20 protein-coding genes and 1 tRNA gene are annotated in these 13,975 nt (G+C 64.4%); 19 read left to right on the top strand and 2 right to left on the bottom strand.

All coding sequences use genetic code 11. The features are described from left to right. The first annotated feature begins 56 nt into the window (after positions 1-56). Together HNR24_RS01780 and HNR24_RS01785 are read left to right on the top strand one after the other, a co-directional pair. On the top strand, positions 57-347 hold the full coding sequence (locus tag HNR24_RS01780) for a hypothetical protein (RefSeq protein ID WP_182494837.1): 291 nt from the start codon (positions 57-59) through the stop codon (positions 345-347). A gap of 195 nt (positions 348-542) precedes the next feature. Beyond that, on the top strand, positions 543-1,154 hold the full coding sequence (locus tag HNR24_RS01785) for a hypothetical protein (RefSeq protein WP_182494838.1): 612 nt from the start codon (positions 543-545) through the stop codon (positions 1,152-1,154). A gap of 352 nt (positions 1,155-1,506) precedes the next feature. On the opposite strand, the gene HNR24_RS01790 is transcribed toward HNR24_RS01785, so the two are convergent. Then, complete coding sequence (locus HNR24_RS01790) at positions 1,507-1,731, bottom strand: helix-turn-helix domain-containing protein (protein WP_182494839.1); 225 nt, start codon at positions 1,729-1,731, stop codon at positions 1,507-1,509. Positions 1,732-2,061: 330 nt separating this feature from the next. Here HNR24_RS01790 and HNR24_RS01795 point away from each other — a divergent pair. The 17 genes from HNR24_RS01795 (at position 2,062) to HNR24_RS01875 (ending at position 13,740) form a co-directional block, all read left to right on the top strand. Then, a tRNA-Trp gene (locus HNR24_RS01795) sits at positions 2,062-2,132 on the top strand. Positions 2,133-2,209: 77 nt separating this feature from the next. After that, positions 2,210-2,386, top strand: a complete 177-nt coding sequence (locus tag HNR24_RS01800; RefSeq protein WP_182494840.1) for a hypothetical protein — start codon at positions 2,210-2,212, stop codon at positions 2,384-2,386. Positions 2,387-3,287: 901 nt separating this feature from the next. Beyond that, positions 3,288-3,827: a phage terminase small subunit P27 family gene (locus tag HNR24_RS01805; RefSeq protein WP_182494841.1), complete on the top strand. Its 540-nt coding sequence runs from the start codon at positions 3,288-3,290 to the stop codon at positions 3,825-3,827. A gap of 88 nt (positions 3,828-3,915) precedes the next feature. Continuing rightward, positions 3,916-5,619, top strand: coding sequence for a terminase large subunit (locus HNR24_RS01810; protein ID WP_310735365.1), 1,704 nt, complete (start codon positions 3,916-3,918; stop codon positions 5,617-5,619). A 3-nt stretch (positions 5,620-5,622) separates the two neighbouring features. After that, the gene (locus HNR24_RS01815; protein WP_182494842.1) at positions 5,623-7,029 is read left to right on the top strand and encodes a phage portal protein; all 1,407 of its coding nucleotides are present in this window, start codon (positions 5,623-5,625) and stop codon (positions 7,027-7,029) included. Further along, a complete protein-coding gene (locus tag HNR24_RS01820) occupies positions 7,026-8,117 on the top strand; it encodes a hypothetical protein (protein WP_182494843.1) in 1,092 nt (363 codons plus the stop codon). Before HNR24_RS01815 ends, HNR24_RS01820 begins: the two co-directional genes overlap by 4 nt. A 79-nt stretch (positions 8,118-8,196) precedes the next feature. Next, a complete protein-coding gene (locus HNR24_RS01825) occupies positions 8,197-8,946 on the top strand; it encodes a hypothetical protein (RefSeq protein ID WP_182494844.1) in 750 nt (249 codons plus the stop codon). Positions 8,947-8,977: 31 nt separating this feature from the next. Then, positions 8,978-9,829 carry a major capsid protein gene (locus HNR24_RS01830; protein WP_182494845.1) on the top strand — a complete coding sequence of 284 codons (852 nt, stop codon included), beginning with the start codon at positions 8,978-8,980 and terminating at the stop codon, positions 9,827-9,829. A gap of 15 nt (positions 9,830-9,844) precedes the next feature. Beyond that, positions 9,845-10,237: a hypothetical protein gene (locus HNR24_RS01835; RefSeq protein ID WP_182494846.1), complete on the top strand. Its 393-nt coding sequence runs from the start codon at positions 9,845-9,847 to the stop codon at positions 10,235-10,237. Between the two features lie 14 nt (positions 10,238-10,251). Beyond that, positions 10,252-10,854 carry a hypothetical protein gene (locus HNR24_RS01840; RefSeq protein ID WP_182494847.1) on the top strand — a complete coding sequence of 201 codons (603 nt, stop codon included), beginning with the start codon at positions 10,252-10,254 and terminating at the stop codon, positions 10,852-10,854. Beyond that, complete coding sequence (locus HNR24_RS01845) at positions 10,847-11,245, top strand: DUF6093 family protein (RefSeq protein WP_259392387.1); 399 nt, start codon at positions 10,847-10,849, stop codon at positions 11,243-11,245. The genes HNR24_RS01840 and HNR24_RS01845 overlap by 8 nt, the downstream gene beginning before the upstream one ends. Continuing rightward, positions 11,242-11,622 carry a hypothetical protein gene (locus HNR24_RS01850; protein WP_182494849.1) on the top strand — a complete coding sequence of 127 codons (381 nt, stop codon included), beginning with the start codon at positions 11,242-11,244 and terminating at the stop codon, positions 11,620-11,622. Before HNR24_RS01845 ends, HNR24_RS01850 begins: the two co-directional genes overlap by 4 nt. Further along, positions 11,619-11,996 carry an energy transducer TonB gene (locus HNR24_RS01855; protein WP_182494850.1) on the top strand — a complete coding sequence of 126 codons (378 nt, stop codon included), beginning with the start codon at positions 11,619-11,621 and terminating at the stop codon, positions 11,994-11,996. The genes HNR24_RS01850 and HNR24_RS01855 overlap by 4 nt, the downstream gene beginning before the upstream one ends. 13 nt (positions 11,997-12,009) lie before the next feature. Further along, the gene (locus HNR24_RS01860) at positions 12,010-12,252 is read left to right on the top strand and encodes a hypothetical protein (RefSeq protein WP_182494851.1); all 243 of its coding nucleotides are present in this window, start codon (positions 12,010-12,012) and stop codon (positions 12,250-12,252) included. Further along, positions 12,224-12,739: a phage tail tube protein gene (locus HNR24_RS01865; protein ID WP_182494852.1), complete on the top strand. Its 516-nt coding sequence runs from the start codon at positions 12,224-12,226 to the stop codon at positions 12,737-12,739. The genes HNR24_RS01860 and HNR24_RS01865 overlap by 29 nt, the downstream gene beginning before the upstream one ends. Before the next feature lie 93 nt (positions 12,740-12,832). Further along, complete coding sequence (locus HNR24_RS01870; protein WP_182494853.1) at positions 12,833-13,384, top strand: hypothetical protein; 552 nt, start codon at positions 12,833-12,835, stop codon at positions 13,382-13,384. Between the two features lie 38 nt (positions 13,385-13,422). Continuing rightward, the gene (locus tag HNR24_RS01875; RefSeq protein ID WP_182494854.1) at positions 13,423-13,740 is read left to right on the top strand and encodes a hypothetical protein; all 318 of its coding nucleotides are present in this window, start codon (positions 13,423-13,425) and stop codon (positions 13,738-13,740) included. On the opposite strand, the gene HNR24_RS01880 is transcribed toward HNR24_RS01875, so the two are convergent. Continuing rightward, positions 13,741-13,950 (bottom strand): hypothetical protein, encoded by a 210-nt coding sequence (locus tag HNR24_RS01880; RefSeq protein WP_182494855.1) that lies wholly within the window; start codon positions 13,948-13,950, stop codon positions 13,741-13,743. Positions 13,951-13,975: the final 25 nt, after the last annotated feature.

A 13,975-nucleotide genomic window follows, 5' to 3' on the forward strand; every position in this document is an offset into this window, starting at 1 on the left:
AAAGACCCTCACCATCTGGTGGGGGTCTTTCCATTTCCACAGGAAGGAACAGCAGCATGCTGACCGAATCCCACGGCGACAAGATTCACGCCCTCAGCCGCAATCTGGCTAACGCGGCCGAATTCCTCAACGACACCATTGGCTCAACCCCAAGCGACGAGATGAACCAAGAACGTCTCGAACTGATGCGGGACTTGACCCACACGATCAAGACTGACCTCCGGGGCATCGACCTCATCATCCGCAACACGAGCGCCGCTCCCACGAAGGAACCGCAACACCTACAAGTCGACCGGGCGCAGATCGCCGGTGGCAGCGGGCCACGTCCCAACCTCAAGGCTGTCTAACACGGCCGCAATAGGACCGCGAGACCGCATGGAGCCCCCACCAAGTGTTGGCGGGGGCTCCACCTAATTCCTGACCACCAGGAACTTTCGTCGCCCCGTGCGACCGCCACGGGGCCCCTTTCGTCTACATGCGGATCAGCACTGGGGACCTTCGTCTCCACGTAGCCACCCACCCTCAGACCGCCAGGAGTTGCGATGAACCCAGAGCTGACCACTTGCACCGTTGAGACCTGTGATCGACCGACTCAGATGTACCTCTGCAGCGAGTGCATTGCAGAACTCCAGGGCTCCTGGGACGCGATCCCCGCGCTCCTGCCTGTCCTGCAGCTCATCGTCAGGGGAGAGGAGCAGGCATTCCGGCAACCTACCGCCGGCGGCCGCGGCGCCCGTATGGGGAGCAATCCACCGATCAACCTCTCAGCCCTGTCCCTCGTCCAGGACTTGCAGCTCGCACTCGCCTGCACGCCGGCACAGTACGGCCAGCAGAGCGATGGATGGCGCGCCAAGATCCAGATCGAGCAATGGGTCGCCGACGCAGACCTCATGGTCAACGGAGAGAAGGAAAGTGTCCCAACAGAGGACTACCTCCGCTACCGGGTCGAGCTGAAGCGCAAAGAGATTGACCCGATGACTGTCCGCTACCTGCTCCCGTGGTTCCGAGAGAAGACCGGCATTCGACTCACGAAGAAACAAGTCAATAAATGGGCCGAGCGAGGGAAGCTCACGCGACGCAACGACGAAGGGCACCCGACCTACCACCCCGCGGACCTACTGACAGCCCACCACAACGACAGGAGAATGAAATGAGCGCGAAAGTCCTGCGAGGATCCCGAAACCCCGTCCCGTTTCAAGATGAATGCCTGAAGCCTCGCTGCGAGAAGCGAGTCCCCGAGGGCTACGGGTTCCAACTGTGCGAACGGCACCTAGCGAAAGCTTGGGCAGCGTTCCAGATCCTTCTCAATGAGAAGCAGGTAACCCTCTGACAATGTGTTAAAATGGAGACGTTCCGGGTTAATTGGCATGCCCGGTTGAAGGCCCAGTCGATTGCGACGGGCCTTTTTTCGTGCCCTGGCGTGGGTGCGGCGGGTCTGGTGCGCGCTCTGGTTGCGCTCGGAATCGAGTTCAGCCAGAGCGCCACTCCTGCTCACGCGAAGCCGCGCTAAAGTCTCTCGTTTGGCATGGCGTCAACCCACGCCTCCAGCTCCGACCGCTTGATTCGAATCTTCGTGCCCCGATAGCTGGGAGTCAGGTCACCCCGGCGGAGCGCATCTCGAATTTCCCAGACACTGCTACCCGTGTACAACGCTGCATTCTCGATCGAAAAGGCGTACGGAGTCTCGTTGACCACCGGTTGCGGGGGCTCGACTTCCAGCTCGTCACTCATGCGTTGAGCATACGCAAACCCCCACCACCTCTAGAAGCGGTCAGCACCGCGCCAGCCAGGCCCAGCAGCGGCCACCTGGAAGTGCAGCAGGGGCAGCACCTGCCTAGAGGACGAACCGAACCAGGCGAGACGGACGACGCGATATAGGCGTTAGGACGAAACCTGGGGCGGGGATCTAGTTCGTCGTGGTCCTCTTGGATTCGCGGCGTCTAAGCGGCATCAAGTGGTTTGCCTGAGAGGACGAAAGGGCTCCCCGAGTAGTGCCGGGGAGGTCGCGGGGAGCACGCCCCGCGCTTGGGTTCGAATCCCAAGACCACTTGCTCTGCCCCATGGTCCTTCGTCTAGTGGCAAGACAGCGGCTTCCAAACCCGCTTACCGGGGTTCGATTCCTCGAGGATCAGCGACACACCACCACTGCTCAAAGGAGAGCGACATGGCCGGCAAGTGCACCGCACCCAACTGCGAACCATGCGCCAGCGTGATTCCATTCGACGCCGCCCGTGCCGACAGATACGCCGACATGCTCGCCCGGATCGCTACTGAGCTGAGAGAGTACCCGCCCCGCATCATGCTCGGCGCAGACCCTGCCGTCGTGATCCCCTCCTGCTGGGAAGACAACACCCCACTCCAATACGTCACCCCCACCACGGACTAACCCCACACACGTCGGAGGTAGCCCGGGACAAGCCACACGGCACACCCCGGAAGACACCACCCACGCCGCACGGCCAGCGCATAGGCCACCACCTAACCCAACCGGTGCCGGCATACCCAATGCCCCACCCGAACCCACACCCCAACCCAGATGCGCACACCCCACACCGAAGCCCCAAGGCAACCCGACACCGGCACCGGTGGCCGAGGCGGGGACCCACCGGGGATGCACACCATGCCCAGCCATGGGCATACCCAACCCCACCCCAGGGGATACCCACCCCAGCCATACCCAGCCCCACCCGGAACCCAGACAAGGTGAACACAATGCCAGCAGGCCCACGCAAAGCCTGCTCATGGCCCGGATGCTCACAGCTCGTCGGGCTAGGGCAAGGCAGATGCACCACGCACATGAGCGCAGCAGAGAAGCGCAGACGCGGCACACCCGACCGTGACTACCAATCACGGGGACACCGCATCGACTTCCGAGAAGCCGTCCTCGCACGGGATCCGTTCTGCGTCCGCTGCCACAAGCGCAGATCAGAGCACGCCGACCATCATCCAAGATCGAAGCGCCAACTCATCGCGCTCGGACTCGACCCCAACGACCCGCAGCACGGCCGCGGACTGTGCGCATCGTGCCACTCAAGCGAGACCGCCGAGCACCAACCCGGCGGATGGAACGCGCAGCAATGACACGACCATGCGGCCAAGAATTCTCGTCGCCGGCAAGGGTGGGGGCACCCCCCTCGGGGACTCCTCCGAGAGCCGCCGGGCAGGAAAACGCATTCTCGCGGAAGTTTTGACTTTCTTGGCAGGGGGTATCAGTTATGGGCGCTCGTGGTCCTGCTCCGTCTCCTACGGTGGTTCAGCTTCGGGAAGGCAATCCCTCCCATGCGTCGATGACTGATTCTGTCCAGATGCCCCCTGGGTACCTGCCGGAGCCTGAATGGACACAGGTGTTCCCGGCCATGTCGCTCAAGAAGAAGCCGCAGCCACCGGAGCCCCGGGAAGGCGAGTCTGCGGAGCGCTTCGAGAACCGGGAGCAGCGCTACGAGAACCAGATGGACCGCTATGAGGCGCAGGTGACGGCCAAGCGAATGGCCGAGACGTCACGCAAAGTGGCGGAGGGCTGCTGGCGCCGTGTTGTGCCGATTCTGGAGCGTGCGATCGGCCTCTCTGAGGTCGACATGGACGTCTTGCAGGATTACTGCGTGACGGTGGCCCGTATCGTCGTCGCTGAGCAGGAGGTTAGCCGTCAGGGGATGCTCGTTCCCTCTAATCGGGGCGGCACTGTCAAGAATCCACTCCTGCCAGCACTGGCCCAGTACCGCGGCCAGATCAAGACATATATCGGCCAGCTCGGTCTTTCGCCGGCGGCCCGCGTCGGACTGCCGGGCAAGCCGGACGACGATGATGACGATGATCTCTTCGACGCATAGGAGCTCCGCCCGGCACTGACTTGTGACGGGAGGTCCGACTGTGGCTGTTGAGTCTCCTCTGACCGAGTTTTCGCTCGATGATCTCCCAGTGCCCTACGAAGCTCTCGTGGAGCTTGGCCTGGAGCACGTGGACATCGTGGAGGCGGCTAAGCGCCGGCCCCGCGATGTGGCTTTCCAGGCTGACCAGCACCCGGACGCTTGGTTCGATGTGGAGCTGGCCCGGAAGAAGCTCGCGGTGATTGGCCGCTTCAAGCACACTAAGGGCCGCTGGGCTGGTGTGCCTATGAAGCTGGGCGAGGGCCTGGATTCGTGGCAGATCGTCTGGGTGTTGGCACCGGTGTTCGGCTGGGTCTACTACGACGCCGAGGCCGAGCGCGTGGTCCGCGTGATCCGCACAGTCTGGGTGGAGATCCCGCGCAAGAACGGCAAGTCGACGCTGTCGTCTGCAATCTCTGGTCTGCTGCTGCTCGCAGATGGCGAGGCCGGCGCCGAGGTCTACAACGCTGCGGGCTCGTCGTCGCAGGCTGCTCGCGTGTTCGATGAGGCGAAGGCCATGATGATGGCTTCCCCGTCGGTGCGGAAGCGGATCGAGCCACTTAAGGCCGTGGTGCGAGCTCCGAAGACGCTCTCGGTGCTGCGCGTCCTGTCGAAGGTGGCCGAGACGGCGCACGGGCTGAACGTTTCCGGCGGCGTGATCGATGAGATCCACACGCTGCGCCATCAGCGGAAGCTGGTCGAGGCGATCGAGACTGGCACCGGTGCACGTGATCAGCCGCTGATCCTGTTCATCACGACCGCGGATGAGGCCGAAGAGGGCACCATCTACGACGAGAAGCACACCTTCACGTTGAACTGCGCGAAGCGGGTAGTCGATGATCCCTCCCACTACGGGGTTATCTGGGGCGCGTCGGAATCGGACGACATCTTCTCGGACGTCACGCTGGCGAAGGCGAATCCGGGGCATGGGAAGTCGCCATCGTGGAAGTACCTGCGGGGCGAGGCGAAGAAGGCGCAGGCGTCACCGACCTACCTGGTGGCGTATAAGCAGCTGGCGCTCAATATGCGCTCGCGCAACGCCTCCCGCTGGATCGACCTAGACCGTTGGGACACGCTCACCGGTGCGAAGCGCTCTGCGCTGCGGGGACGGCGCGCCTGGGGCGGCCTGGATCTCTCCGCGGTGGCTGACTTCTCGGCGTGGTCTGTCTGGGCGGAGTCGAACCGGCCCGGTCGCCAGCTCGAGCTCTTTACGCGGCTCTGGGTGCCGGAGGCCGCGGTGGACAAGCTCGCGAAGCAGCTGCAGATCCCGCTCCACGACTGGATCGAGCGCGGCTACGTCTCCACTACGGAGGGCGAGGCGATCCACTACGACGCGATCCAGCAGGCAGTGATCGGGGACTGCAAGCACTTCGACATGCAGCGCGTCTCCTACGACCGCATGTTCGCCGGCCAGATGGTCCAGAACTTGGACGAGAAGCTCAAGGGCATCGAGGTGGCGACGGTCGCGCAGACCTTCATGGGGCTGGGCCCGGCCATGAAGGAGATGGAGCGTCTGATGCTGACGAAGACCATGCGCCACGACGGAAACCCGGCAATGCGCTGGATGGCCGGCGTGGTCGAGGTCAAGAAGGACGACCTGGACAACGTGCGTCCAATCAAACCTGACCGCAGAAAGTCATCCAGCCGCATCGACGGTGTCCAGGCGGCCATCACGGGCCTGGACGGCGTGGTGCGAATGGATCTGCACGAGGCCCCGAACTGGGTCTACACCGGCACGTCGACACGAAGGGGGTAGCGCGTGAATCTCGAACAGGCGCAGGCCAAGGTTGCCACCCTCTCGCGAGAGCTGGATGACCGCCGCCCGACGATTCAGAACCGTCTGGGGTATCTCCGGGGAGAGTCGGGCAAGCTTAAGTACGCCAGCCAGAAGTTCGCGGAGTACAACAAGACCCGGTACCAGGGGTTCTCGGATAACTGGTGCTCGCCGGTCGCGACTGCGCCGGCTGAGCGCATGGGCTTCCTGGGCTTGCAGACGTTCGACAACCCGGACAGTTTCGACAAGGACCTGCAGCGCACGTGGAACTACGTGGACGGCGACGCGAAGTCCTCGGAAGCCTGGCTGGTCCACGCTGCCGCAGCTCGGGCGTTCGCTCTAGTTCACCCGGCGGCGACGCCGGATGAGGAGCCGAACCTCACGTTCGAGCACCCCGAGTCGGCCATCGTGGAATCGGACCCGATCACGGGGCGAGACCGTTACGGCCTGATCACTTGGATCGACGGCACCAACGACTACGCGACCCTGTACACCCCGGATCTGGTGGCTCGCTTCTGGCGCGACTCGGACCGTGAGAAGTGGGAGCGCACCTCCCCGCAGGTCGCGCTTCAAGACGGCTGGCAGCCGCGTGATGACGAGCCACAGCCGAACCCGCTGGGCGAGGTTCCGCTGGTCGAGATGAAGAACCTCTCTCTGCTGGACGATGAGCCGATCAGCGACATCGACGGCGTCATGGCACTGCAGGACACCATGAACCTGATCTGGGCGTACCTGCTCAACGGCTTGGACTCGGCGTCTCTGCCCGCTCGCGTCGTCACGGGCGCCGATTTGCCGAAGACCCCGGTGCTCAACGCCGAGGGACAGGTCATCGGCACGCAGGACGTGCCGCTGGATGACCTGATGAAAGAGAAGATCCTCTGGATCCCCAAGGATGGCGCCAAGATCGATGAATGGTCGCCCGGCAACCTTGAGGTGTTCTGGCAGGTCAACGAGCGCATCGTGGAGCACATCGCCGCGCAAACTCGGACGCCCCCGCATTACCTGGTCGCGAAGATGATCAATGCGTCTGCGGAGGCGCTGAACGTTGCCGAAGCCGGCCTGGTTTCCAAGGTGGGGGAGCGGATCAATCGCGTTACCCCGGCCATGAAGAAGGTCATGCGACTGCTCGCCAAGGCAAAGGGCGCCGACGATAAGCGCCTGGTCAGCATCCAAGCCGGAAAGCTTGTCTGGAACAGCATCCAGTACCGTTCCGAGTCGCAGCTGGCCGATGCGATGGGCAAGCTGCGGTCCGCGGGGATGCCGATGCGCTACATCGTGGAGCGCCTGGTGGTCGACCCGGCCGAGGTCAACCGCGTGATGGACCTCATCGAAGCCGAACGCGCCGCGGATCCGCTGAGTCTGGTGACAGCCGCGAATCGGGACTTTTCGTGAGTGCCGTGGAGATGGCGCAGCGGCATCGTCGTGACGTTGACCAGCTGTCGATGACCGCGTCAGGTGAGCTGCAGAGTCTGTGGCGCAACGTGGATCCCGACAACATCCGGGACTCTTGGGCGGAGCAGGTGCCGCGGGCAGCTGCGGTCATCGGCTCGGGTCAGCTGATGGCCGCTCGGTCCTCGGAGTCGTACACGCGCAACGTTCTCGAGGAGCAGGGGATCTCGCCAGCGGGGCCAAGGCTGAACGCCGAGGGGTTCGCCGGCAACACGTTCCCGCTGGGTCCCCGCGTGGGATTCCCTCTTGAGGTTGCAGCGATGACCCCCGCATTCATGGCGCTGCGCTACATCGGCGCCGGCTACGACGTGGAACGCTCGTTGGCCGCCGGCATGGTCAACCTGGTGACGAAGTCCCAGACGGCCATCGCAGACGCTTCACGGCAAGCGGAGGGGGTCACGGCTTCCAGCGCCGAGGCGCGGGTGGTTCAGGTGCGCGTGGTGTCGCCCGGAGCGTGCTCTCGCTGCATCATCCTGGCTGGTCGCACGTACAGGGATGCGTCGTTCTTGCGGCACCCGAGCTGTAACTGCACTGCGATGCCCTCGGATGAGGCGAGCGCCGCCCAATACACCACGGACCCCTACGCGCATTTCCAGGGCCTCTCTCAGGACGACCAGGACCGGAAGTTCGGCAAGGCCAACGCCCAAGCTGTGCGCGACGGCGCAGACATCTTCCAGGTCGTGAACGCCCAGCGGGAGATGTACACCACCGCAGGCGGTTCCCTGGCGACACGCGCCGGCACCACGCGGCGCGGCACATTCGGTCGGATGGAACAGCAGGCCGGACGCACGCGGGACCGGCGGGGCGCAGAGCGGTACGGGTCCGCCACTCGGCACCGCATGGTGCCCGAAGAGATCTACAAGCAAGCCCCCGGCGATCGCGCCCGGCAAGTGGAGCTGCTCGAGGAGTATGGATTCATCCTTCCTCAGGGCCAAGTCCCCACCGGCGCAATCCGCGGCTTCAACGACCGATCACTGGCCCGCCCGTCCTTCACCTACCGGGACGGCCAGTGGGTCGACGACGCCAACTAGGCCACTTTCCCAGCCCTCGGCGCAATGGCCGCGGGACATCTCACCATGAGCCGAGCACGTCGGCAGGAGGAGCACCACCATGTCTGCACAGCGCAAGACAGCCACAATCCACGGCATCGACCCCTACGCACCCGACGGGATCGAGCAGCTGCTCGAGTTCCACCGGAACCTCTGGGGCGACGCCACGATGGAGGCCGACGAGGACCAGAACGACGACGATGCCGACGCTGACTCGCAAGATGACGATGCCGGCGACTCGACGGACCAGGACTCTGACGATGACTCGGACGACGACACCGATATCGAGGGTGCCGACGCGCTGGGCGACAGGGGCAAGAAGGCTCTGGATGCCATGAAGCAGAAGTGGCGGAACGAGCGCAAGAGTGCCCGCGAGATTAGGCGGGAGTTCGAGGAGTTCAAGCGCAAGCAGGAGAGCGCAGGCAAGCCGGACGATGAGCAGGCCATCGAATCTGCTCGCGCCGAAGCTCGCGCCGAGGCCACCTCGGCCGCGAACCGGCGCATCGTCCGCTCCGAAGCCAAGGCCGCAGCGGCCGGAAAGCTCGCTGACCCCGGCCTTATTTCGAAACTCGCTGACCTCGATGACATCGAGGTTGACGACGACGGCAACGTCGACCAGGACGCGCTCAATGACGCCATTGAGCAGGTCCTAGAGAGCTACCCCTCTCTGGCCGCGCAACGCAGCACGGGGAAGTTCGACTCTGCACGGGGCAAGAAGCGCCCCGGCAAGAAATACACCCCGGATGACCTCAAGTCGATGACCTCGGCGCAGGTCGCCAAGGCATACGACGACGGACTCATCCAGCTGTAACCCACCGCGACCTCAGAAAGGACGGCCCCAAGTGGCTATCGAAAATTTCATCCCGAAGATCTGGTCCTCCAAGATCATCGAGCAGTTCCGTCAGGAGTCCATCTTCGCCGGACTCGCCAACACCGATTACCAGGGTGACGCCCGCAAGGGCAACACCGTGCACATCCCCGGCGTCGTGGACGTCACCGTGCACGACTACAAGACCGGTTCGCTCCTCGACTCCGAGGGGCAGCCGATCTCGCGCACCACCACCGCGGACGGCATCTCGGACACGGGTGTCGACATTCTCATCGACCAGGAGAAGAACTTCGACTTCTACGTCGATGACATCGACAACGCGCAGTCGAACACCGCGCTGATGACCCCGTACGCCAACTCGGCTGCGCACGGCCTGCGCGATGACGCCGACAAGTTCCTCGCGAACCTGCTCTACCTCGGCGGCACTTCTGCCACCGTGGGTGCGCCGGCAACGGACGCGAAGTCCGCCTGGAACGTCGTGCGCGACCTGCGCAAGGCGCTCAACAAGGCGAAGGTGCCGGCCGCGCAGCGCGTGTTCGTCGCCAATGCCGAGTTCACCGCACTGCTGGAAGAGAACGACTCCAAGCTCATGGCAGAGAACACCTCCGGGTCCACTCGTGGTCTGCAGGAGGCGGCTCTGCCGCGGATCCTCGGCTTCGACCCGTTCGGTTCCGAGAACCTGCCCGAGACGGACAAGCCGTCCATCGTCGCCTGGCACAAGTCGGCGCTGGCCTACGCCTCGCAGATCGACAAGACCGAGGCCATGCGAGCCGAGAACAAGTTCGCTGACCGACTCCGTGGACTCCATGTCTACGGCGGCAAGGTCATCCGCCCCGGCGCAGTGTTCCACTGGACCGCCGCCTAAGCCTAGGAGGCACCCATGACGAAGATCAAAGGCCCCAGCGGCACAGTGATCGACGTTTCACCGCAGCACGCTCGAGGGCTGGTGCGTGACGGCTTCGCCACCTATGTGGACGGGGACGCCAAGAAGGAGGGCGAGGTGCTCGAGCCTCGCACTCAGGGCGAGTCGGAGTCCGCGCAGTTCGCTGTGGGGCGTCGCCCGAAGCACATCCAGCAGGAGCCGGCCAAGGTCGCTGACCCAGAACCGGACACCGAGCCGACCGTGCCTCCCGCGGAGGACAAGCCCGGTGCGCGTGCCACCCGCGACGAGCTGGTCGACTACGCCGTGGAGCACAAGATCGTCGCTGACGGTGAAGAGCTGCAGGGAAAGTCGAAGGACGAGATCCGCGAGCTCATCGAGGGATCCAACTAGGGGAGGTGGAGCGGATGGCTGATCTGATCAAGGCGTCAGACCTCAAGGACTACGGCCTGACGGAGGCGCAGTCATCCACCCCTCTTGTCGCCCGGCTGATCCGGTCGGCATCGGAGCAGGTACTCGATGCCGCCGGATCGCCTATCGGTGGGCTTCGGTCCACCGTGACCCTGGTCCAGCCTGCGGGGTCGGTGCTATTCCGGCTCCCTGGCCTGCCGATCCAGGAGGTGCACGAGGTGACCGTCGACGGCGTACCCATGACGGACTACCTGGTGGTCTCCGGCGGGCTCTATCGGGCCGATCGGTGGGGCGTGAACGCACCGGCAGTCGTGGCCGTGGACTACACGCACGGTGTGCCCGAGGTGCCGGCAGACATTGAGGACCTGGTGTGCCGCATGGTCCTCGCCGGCGTCCTCAACTCGATCGACGGGCCCGAGGGGATGGTGCTGAACAACGGCAACATCTCATCTGTCGCCATCGATGACTTCCGGGAAGCGTACGCCACCGGCCGAGACGTCGAAGCAGTCACCGAAATGACACTGCCGGAGCGGACCCGCGAGCGCCTCGCTGCGCGGTTCGGCGCCGGCGGCCCGAGTGTTGGCTCCAGCTATGAGTAGCGCCCGATTGCGCGCCACCGTGGCGAGAGGCCGACGTAAGGCCGAGGCACTGATGACCGACACGCTGCTGATCACGCGAAGTTCCGGCAACCCAGTGACGAACCCAGACGGCACAGTCACCCGCCCGGTTCAGACCGTCCACGCCGGCGTCGGCCGCATCCAAGGTCGTTCAACGGAGGGAGAGGACAGGACGGTCGCCGGTGCAGATGTCCTGATCGTCACCTTCCAGGCGCAGGTCCCAGTGGGTGTCGACCTTCGGCCGAGTGACCAGGTCGAAGTTACGGCGTCACAGATGGATCCGCTGATGGTGGGACGAACGTTCCGTGTCGAGTCAGTCGTGCGGAAGACGCACGCGACCAAGACGACCGCCAACGTCGAGGAGGGCCCATGACCGCAGGCAATGAGCTGCAGCGCTTCGGCACCGACCTCGGCAGGATCGCCTCCCGGGCCCTGCCCGACGTGGACAAGGTCCTCGAAGTAGGGGCGAACAAGATCAAGAAGGGCCTGAACGACAACCTGGCTGGTTCGAGCTCGTTCAGACCGGCCAGTGGTTCGGTCACCTATGACCGGCAGGCGGGCCTCGGCAGCATCTCGTACGTGATCGGCCCTGATAAGCAGCGCCGTGGCGGCGCGCTGGGGAACATCGCGTTCTTCGGCACCTCTCGCGGCGGCGGCACCGTGGACCTCGAGGGCCCGCTCCGTGAGGAGGCCCCCATCGTGGAGGGGCTGCTTGGCGACCTGATGGGCAAGTGGAGTCGGTCGGTATGACGGCACACAACGAGCTCATCCAGCTGCTCGACTCCACCCCGTACACGATCTATGACCATGACGTGTTCAGCACGCCCACCTACCCGTACGTGCTGGTGGAGCGGAGCCGGCCGGCGTACCCCGAGCGCGCACTCACCCGGGACCGTCAAGGTGTCCGCGTCTCCTGGCTCCTGACGCCGGCGGGCCAGTCCCGGCAGTCGGTGTCCATCATCTCCGACCTAATCATCCCCTTGCTGGATGGCGCCCGCCTCGAAGGCCAGCGGCTCGAGTACGAGCCCACCGGAGTCGGCATCGAGGAGGAGGAGAACCTGCAGGTCAATGGCCTGCCGGTGTTCTTCTCCAAGCTCACCTTCGGTGTCACCCTTCCCAGATAACCCAGGAGGTCGCGTGTTCATCCGCGTCAAGGACAAGTCCACCGGGCACGAGTTCGATGTGCCCGAATCTGACCAGCGTATCGGCAAGGCGTTCAAGCCACTGTCGAAGAACCACTACCCGCCGTCGGCTGTTGCACGTCGGCCCAAACACCACATCGGTCGCAGTTCCGCACCGGTGACCACAGAGCCGTCCGGCGTGGCGGAGGAACCTGAGAAGGAGAACGAGAATGACGCAGATCCCAAGCACGCCGTCTGACGGCAATGTGAAGGTGCTGGTGGTCCCCGCGATCGCTGACACGAAGGCCCCCACGGTGACCGAGCTGACCGGCGAAGGCGTCGTGGACATCTCCTGCTACCTGACCGGTGACGGGCTGAACCTCACCAGCGACCAGGCGTCCATCTCGGATGAGCGCCTGTGCTCGACCCAGACGTTCGAGCAGCCAGGCCGAGAGACGCACAGTGCCGAGGTCACCTACATCGACAACACCAACTCGGAGTACGAGACGGACTCCAACAAGGCTGCGGAGACGCTGGTCAAGAACTCGGATCACTTCATCGTGACCCGACGCAACGTCGCCTATGAGGCCGAAGTCGAGGCCGATCAGAAGGTGTCGGTGTGGCCGGTCAAGGCGGGGATCCATCGCGATGTGCCTGCGGAGGCGAACTCGGTGACCCGAACCGTCCAGAAGCTGTTCGTCACCGGCGATGTCCACCAGAAGGTGTCGGTCGCGTCCGGCACCTGATCGGCCTGATTCTCCTGGTGCGTCGTCCCTTGCAGGGTGGCGGCGCACCAGGTCAACCCTGCATCACCCTGCCTAGTCTTTGAGGAGTACCCGATGGCCCTGAACGTGAAGCGACCTGAACGCCTGGTCGATGTGTGCCTGGATGGCAGCCTGATGGCCGAGTGGGAGGCGACCGACAAGGAGTACCGATCGGCTCGCGCCGAACTTCTTGCGGCCCCCGACAAGCGCATGAATGATCCGCGAGCGAAGCGGGTGGACGAGCTCCTTGCGAAGGCCCGCGAGCTCTCCAAGCAGGCGCGTGCCGAGACGGTGACGTTCCGACTTCGCGCACTCCCGCGATCGGCGTGGGATGAGCTGGTCACCGCGCACCCGGCGCGCTCGAAGGAGAAGGACGGCGGGTTCCCGTTCAACATCACCACGATCACCGACGCCGCGATGTCCACCGAGGGCACCATCGTCTCCGTGGAGCGACCGGACGGCGCCGTGGAGCCCTTCGCCTGGGATGACTGGGAGGCGTTCGCAGAAGGACTGTCGAGTGCCCAGCACGAGGACTTCTACGTGGCCGTGATCGGGCTCAACGCGGGGGCGAACGAGGTCCCTTTTTTACCCGAGTCCGCACAGACCACCGATTCCGACAAGAGCTAGAAGCCTCACGGAAACTCGGGATCTCGCACCGCCGGTTCATGGGCTGGGAGCCGACCACGACGTTCGAGACTGGCGCGGATGGCCGTCTGCTGTCGTCCGTGCCGGAGCCTGAATGGTCGGACGAGGAGCAGGGCAAGATGCTGGCGCTAACGTACTACGAGGCGGCCGAGAAGTGCCCGGTGTGCGGCGGGCCCAAGTCTGAATGCCAGGACCCAGCGAACGAGATGCGCTACAAGGCCGAGCCGCCCGTCAGGTGCTTCTACCAGACACAGGTATCTCGGGAGCTCGACCAGTGGAAGAGCGATGAACGCCGCCACACCCAAGCGCTGATCCCGCAGGTGAAGCTCCAGGAGTAGCTACCGTGCGGCCATCTTCTGCATGTAGCTGAGGCCTAGCGCGCCGATACCGGCAAACAGCGCGAGCCACGGGCCCATCGTCAACTCGTCCCCTCTCACGGCGCCCACCACGAGGTTGAGCACCGCGAGCATGCACAGAGCAATCCCGACGTACCGCAACGCTATGCCCGCTTCGGGCTTCTTGGCTTCTGTCTCAGCAGGGTCACTCATGCCTCCAAGTCTATTGGAGGCATTC

Source organism: Nesterenkonia sandarakina, from assembly GCF_014138825.1.
GTDB classification, from domain to species: Bacteria; Actinomycetota; Actinomycetes; order Actinomycetales; family Micrococcaceae; genus Nesterenkonia; species Nesterenkonia sandarakina.

Bases quoted from the DNA above. Each gene is read 5' to 3' on its own strand.
- HNR24_RS01780 (WP_182494837.1), top strand. From the start codon at position 57: ATGCTGACCGAATCCCACGGCGACAAGATTCACGCCCTCAGCCGCAAT.
- HNR24_RS01785 (WP_182494838.1), top strand. From the start codon at position 543: ATGAACCCAGAGCTGACCACTTGCACCGTTGAGACCTGTGATCGACCG.
- HNR24_RS01790 (WP_182494839.1), bottom strand. From the start codon at position 1,731: ATGAGTGACGAGCTGGAAGTCGAGCCCCCGCAACCGGTGGTCAACGAG.
- HNR24_RS01805 (WP_182494841.1), top strand. From the start codon at position 3,288: ATGACTGATTCTGTCCAGATGCCCCCTGGGTACCTGCCGGAGCCTGAA.
- HNR24_RS01825 (WP_182494844.1), top strand. From the start codon at position 8,197: ATGTCTGCACAGCGCAAGACAGCCACAATCCACGGCATCGACCCCTAC.
- HNR24_RS01835 (WP_182494846.1), top strand. From the start codon at position 9,845: ATGACGAAGATCAAAGGCCCCAGCGGCACAGTGATCGACGTTTCACCG.
- HNR24_RS01840 (WP_182494847.1), top strand. From the start codon at position 10,252: ATGGCTGATCTGATCAAGGCGTCAGACCTCAAGGACTACGGCCTGACG.
- HNR24_RS01845 (WP_259392387.1), top strand. From the start codon at position 10,847: ATGAGTAGCGCCCGATTGCGCGCCACCGTGGCGAGAGGCCGACGTAAG.
- HNR24_RS01850 (WP_182494849.1), top strand. From the start codon at position 11,242: ATGACCGCAGGCAATGAGCTGCAGCGCTTCGGCACCGACCTCGGCAGG.
- HNR24_RS01855 (WP_182494850.1), top strand. From the start codon at position 11,619: ATGACGGCACACAACGAGCTCATCCAGCTGCTCGACTCCACCCCGTAC.
- HNR24_RS01865 (WP_182494852.1), top strand. From the start codon at position 12,224: ATGACGCAGATCCCAAGCACGCCGTCTGACGGCAATGTGAAGGTGCTG.
- HNR24_RS01870 (WP_182494853.1), top strand. From the start codon at position 12,833: ATGGCCCTGAACGTGAAGCGACCTGAACGCCTGGTCGATGTGTGCCTG.
- HNR24_RS01875 (WP_182494854.1), top strand. From the start codon at position 13,423: ATGGGCTGGGAGCCGACCACGACGTTCGAGACTGGCGCGGATGGCCGT.
- HNR24_RS01880 (WP_182494855.1), bottom strand. From the start codon at position 13,950: ATGAGTGACCCTGCTGAGACAGAAGCCAAGAAGCCCGAAGCGGGCATA.